Here is a 5640-nt window from a genome sequence, read left to right as displayed (position 1 = left end):
AACCATCGGCATGAAATCGCTCGAGCCAAAAAACGGCATTGCTAATTAGAAAAGATTTCACCTCATTCCTACCATAATTGAAAATATAGGATTGCCAATCGGGGTGAAAACCCTTTTTCGGATCGGCGTGTTCATATAAATGGCTACCATCAAAACGATAAAGCCCATGCTCATCCCCAGGAAAATGAGAAGGAACCCAATCTAAAATAACGGCAATTTCATTAAGGTGCAATTGTTCAATTAAAAACATAAGATCTTGTGGAGACCCATAACGGGAGGTAGCGGCAAAGTATCCAGTAATTTGATAACCCCAAGAAGGATAAAAAGGGTGTTCCATTAATGGAAGAAACTCAACATGTGTAAATCCAGTTTCCTTTAGGTAGGGAATTAAAGATTCCGCCATTTGCCGATAAGTTAAAAACTCATGTGGAGATTCAAGACTTCGGACCCAGGAACCAAAATGCATTTCATAAACAGAGATTGGTTTATTTAAAGAATTTACCTCCCTCCTGTTAAGCATCCAATGTTCATCCTTCCATTCATAACTATTACCCCATACAATAGAGGCGGTTGATGGCGAATGTTCCGACCTCAATGCAAAGGGATCTGATTTTTCTAAATTTTCACCTGAATTTGAAGCAATAAAATATTTATAAACCTCACCATAGGTTACTCCAGGGATAAAAATTTCCCAAATACCCGACTCATCCCATCTAACATGCATTGGATGGGAGGATTGATTCCAACCGTTGAAATTACCTTCTACAAATACTCTCTTTGCATTTGGAGCCCAGACGGCGAAATAAGTCCCCGCGATGCCCTCAAAATTGACAACATGAGCCCCGAATTTTTCATACACTTTAAAATGCTTTCCTGCCTTAAAAAGACTGATATCAAAATCTGTAAAACGGGAATAATTTTTTCCCTTTAATGATGATTCCGCTAATTCAGGTATATTATGTCTCGCTTTATGCTTTGGCATTCTTCAAATTTTGATTAATAAAATAATTTTTCAAGCTATTATCTCAATTCGTTTAAAACTTTTAGTGCATTTTATTCTAAATTGCTTTCTATCATCAAAACCTAATATTTCCTGATATTCAACTCCGTCGATTAGGACCTTTTGAGGTATAAATGGGAGGCCAATAATTTTAAGATCATAAATATTGTAGTGTGGATTAAACAAACCCACAGACGATTGCGTAATAATCATCGTTTTTTGATCACCGATAACTACAAATTTTTTCTCAAGGTAAATATTGTGCTCGAAAGCAAAGGAATCATCATTATCCTCAAAATAGATGGAATTCACTTCATATTCTGAGAAATAGATTTGAAAAACCATTTCTTCTATTTCAAATTCACCTACATATTGCATGACTGGAGATTCAGGAATAACTGAGCCAGCCTTTACAAAAATTGGAATTGAGTTGAGCGGTGCAGCTACTTGATATTCTCTGCCACCATGAAGACGTTCATATGTCCAAAAATCATACCATGAACCTGATGGCAAATATACATTCTTAAGTCTCACTCCCTGATTGCTAACTGGTGCAACAAGAATTTTATCTCCAAAGGTAAAAATCTCTTGAATGGTATGCGTAAATACATTTTCTTGCTCATGTAATACTAAGGGTCTTATTATAGGGAAATAATACCGATAATGCTCCCAGAAAGTGGTATAGATATAGGGTAATAATTTATATCTAAGTTCTATAAACTTCCGGTTTATATCTTCAAATTCCTTACCAAAGCTCCATGGTTCACGTTCAATGGTATCACCAGCCGAATGAGCACGCATAAAGGGTGAGAACACTCCCATTTGAATCCATCGAGTGAATAATTCGCCATCCGGTTGGCCGCTAAAGCCACCGATATCCGAGCCGCAAAAAGAAATTCCTGAAATGGACAAACGTTGACATTGAATAATTGCCATTTTAAGATGTTCCCAAGTAGCTACATTATCACCTGTCCATACTGAGGAATAGCGCTGAACCCCTGAAAATCCTGCTCTGGTAATGGTAAATGGTCGTTTATTTTTCTGAAGTTTTTTAAGACCCTCATAAGTTGCACGCACCATTTGCATACCATAAATATTATGAGCTTTACGATGAGACCCATGAAAACCATCATAATTATGCCTTACATCAACTGGAAATGTGCCAGATCCAAATACGGCAGGCTCATTCATATCATTCCATACTCCAGCTACACCTATATCGATAAGCTCCTTAAATAAATTACCCCACCAATCTCTAACCTTAGGATTCGTAAAATCAGGAAATTGACATCTTCCAGGCCAAACATGACCTTCCATGAAATAATCGTCGCAACGTCTACAGAAATAATTATTCTGTTTACCCTCCCTATAAACCGAATAATTTGGATCTACACGAATTCCAGGATCAATTATCACAACTGTTTTAAAACCATCATTTTCTAGCTCTTTGATCATTCTGGCAGGATCAGGAAAATACTTTTTATTCCAGGTAAAACAACGATAACCATCCATGTAATCGATATCCAAATAAATTGCATCACAAGGGATTTTACGCTGTCGGAAATTTTGAGCAAGTTTTTTTACAATTTCTTCGGGATAATAACTCCAGCGGCATTGATGAAAACCAAGCGTCCATTTTGCAGGCATCTGGTGTGTTCCAGTGAGCATATGATAACGTTTTATCACATCCATCATATGTGGCCCATGAATATAATAATATTGCATTTCACCACCATCAGCCCAGAAACTTACATCTTCTTGGTCTTGATGAGCGAAATCGAAATGACTTTTAAAGGTATTATCAAAAAAAATCCCATAACTGACACCTTTATTAATCCCTATATAAAAAGGAATTGATCTGTAAAGCGGGTCTTGGTTTTTTTGATAAGAATAAGCATCTGTATTCCAATTTATATATTTTTTACCGATAAGATTAAAATCACTTGATTTATCTCCTAGTCCGAAAAAGCTTTCATTATCCTGACATTTTTTAGTTGCATAAACATAATATCCTCCATAATCAATATTTTCTTCCCAATGCATTGGTATTCTATCTTCATTGATAATTCCCCCATGAGTATCGTCAAAAGAGATCAAAAAAGTTTTTTTGTTAATTACACATGCTGCAGAATTAGTCTCCACTCGAAAACAATCTTCGAGCTCTTTACAAGAAAATACGGCTACAGGATGAACTGTATCTGCTAATGCATAGGAGAATTCTTCTAAGAATACACCACCAGGGGCTAGTCTAACTCTAATAATTTCATTGCTTATTACCTTCACCTCAACTTCAGCAATACCATCGGTAAAGAGCAATCGATTTGAATCCTGCCTAAATCCCTTAACTGCTGAAAGATATCTTTTTACATTTTTTTCCAATCCTAAAACTGGATTATTGACATGATGCATATCTGCTTCTTGTTTAGTCAGGTCAAACGGTAAAGATGATGAGCCTTCATTTCCTTCCATAATAAATTAATCATAATTATTAATTAGCGCCTGATTTGGTATCGAGCTTATTGAGAATGAACAATCGAGAAGAGAAATTGCTTGCAGAAAAATTTTCTAATTCTATAAATTATTAATTGAATACAGATTGAGATAGAAATCGATGTATGTCATGGCTTATTAACAACAAAACCCGCTCCGGAATCCGGAGCGGGTTTTGCACAATTTGCGAACAAAAAAATATTTGTCCGAAAAGGAAGATAAATTATCTCCCTATTATTGGTTTAATGTGAAACCTATATAGTACATTCCACCCATTTGTGGGTTACCGTAAGATGTTACATAGTATTTGTTTAGTAAATCTTGAGCACCAATCTTAATCATTCCTTTTACTGAAGGAATTTTCAAGTTAACTTGTGCATCAACTGTTCCGAATGCATAAACTTTTCCTGTAGCGAATGAAGAAGCCCAGTCGAATGAATCTTGCCAGCGGTAAGAAACGTTCATACCAACATTCTTCACAACATTACGGTTACTGATACCTAAGTTGTAACGTACTTTAGGGGTGTTAAAGTCATTTACATAAGTTACCGGAATATCACCAATATTATTGTAAGAAATATTACCGTTTAAGCTATATTTTCCAACAAGGTAATCAATACCGAGGGCAGTACCATAAGAGGTAACATTGCCTGCAGCATTAACTGGCACTCCGAACTTAGTGAATGAAGTTCCATTTCGCTGGAATACCTCAACAGAAGTTATGAAATCACTGTATGTGTTAAAATAACCATAAGCATCAAGTAAAACATTACTACCTAATAAACCTTTATAACCAATTTCATAAGCTTCAACACTTTCTGGTCTTACACCTTTTGAATCAAAAGTATAGGATTTTAAAAGATTATCATTTGGAGAACCCGCTGCAGCAGAGGCAAGGAAACTTTGGTAACTAACATCTGTAAAAGGTTTGTTTCCCATTAGGTTATACTTATTTAAACTAGCTGGCAAACCACCAATTAAACGCGTTGTACCACCACCTACAGAAAGATCAATGAATTGATTTTGTGTAGTTGGATTACGGTAACCTGTTTGATAAGATAGTCTGATGTTATTGTTTGGCGCAACCGTATAAACTCCTGTTATTCTTGGAGTAAAACGACCCTCAAAGTTTTGATTTTTATCATAACGACCTGAGAAGCTTAACTTAAATGCATCAGCAATTTTCTTACCTACCTGAACAAAAGCTCCAACTTCATCAATGTCAATCTTACGGTTCAAATCATCGAAAATAGTACCACCAGAATTCAAGTCATATCTTCTGAATGAAGCTCCAACTTGAAGTTCGAAGGCATCTTTTAATACATTGGTAAAGTTATACATACCCTCATAGTGGTAAAGGTTTGTTTTGTCATCGAATTTTGCACCTAATCCACTACTAACCTTCCAGTCCTTGATTTGATCTTTTGCTGCTTCAAATTGAGTAGAACCTGGTAAAAATCTTCCTGCATCAGCAGCATTACGTGCAAATGCATGTGCTTGCGCATCTGGAGTACCTGAAGAACGTGCACCAACATAATTACCAATATATTGTGGAAACCAATTCGAACTAGTTTTAGAAGCCTCATTGATATAACTTCCAAGAATTGAGGAAATGTATGAATCACCAGAACGTTCTTGTGTAGTATAACCACGAACCATAAAATCCTTACCTTTTAATTCAAGCTTGTACTGTCCAATGCTGAAATTACGCAAAGAATAACGATCCGAACCGGTGTAAACCGATGTACCAGTACCCCAGTTTGCCTGTAAGATAGCCTGAACATTATCGCTAAATTTATAGTGTAATGAAGTTGAAGTTTTAATTGAACGAGTATCGTAGTCTACTAAATCTTGCTCATTATAACCTGTTCTAGAAACCGCTTGATCAGGAATAATACCTGCTCTTAAACCGATGTTAAAAGGAATAAGGTTTTGAATGGTAGGTCTTAAAGCAGCAGGAAAATTTCCTAAAAATGCTCCAATTTGAGTAGGCGTAGCATTAACTGGAAGTCCGGCAGTCATCACTCCAACAATATTAGGAATAGCTCCACCTGATGCTGCTGCAACACCTGCATTGGTTGCCGATTGTACAGAATTAGCAATATTACGCATGTTCTGACTAACCTCATCACCATAAACGTTTATACCAT

The 5640-nt window shown here is 36.2% G+C and carries 3 protein-coding genes; all 3 read right to left on the bottom strand.

The genetic code is table 11. From position 1 onward, the window contains the following. On the bottom strand, nt 1-982 hold a 982-nt coding region (locus ACILQF_RS09920), incomplete at its 3' end, for an alpha-amylase family glycosyl hydrolase (RefSeq protein ID WP_395627255.1). Between the two features lie 30 nt (nt 983-1012). Then, entirely contained in the window at nt 1013-3469 is a 2457-nt protein-coding gene (locus ACILQF_RS09915) for a TIM-barrel domain-containing protein (protein WP_395627254.1), read from the bottom strand. Nucleotides 3470-3724: 255 nt separating this feature from the next. Further along, on the bottom strand, nt 3725-5640 hold a 1916-nt coding region (locus ACILQF_RS09910), incomplete at its 5' end, for a TonB-dependent receptor plug domain-containing protein (RefSeq protein WP_395627253.1).

It is taken from the genome of Daejeonella sp., assembly GCF_044232565.1.
In the GTDB taxonomy this organism is placed as follows: domain Bacteria; phylum Bacteroidota; class Bacteroidia; order Sphingobacteriales; family Sphingobacteriaceae; genus Daejeonella.
The sequence above is the reverse complement of the archived record's forward strand: the minus strand, read 5'-3'. Positions and strand labels throughout refer to the sequence as shown.

Bases quoted from the DNA above. Each gene is read 5' to 3' on its own strand.
- ACILQF_RS09915 (WP_395627254.1), bottom strand. From the start codon at position 3,469: ATGGAAGGAAATGAAGGCTCATCATCTTTACCGTTTGACCTGACTAAA.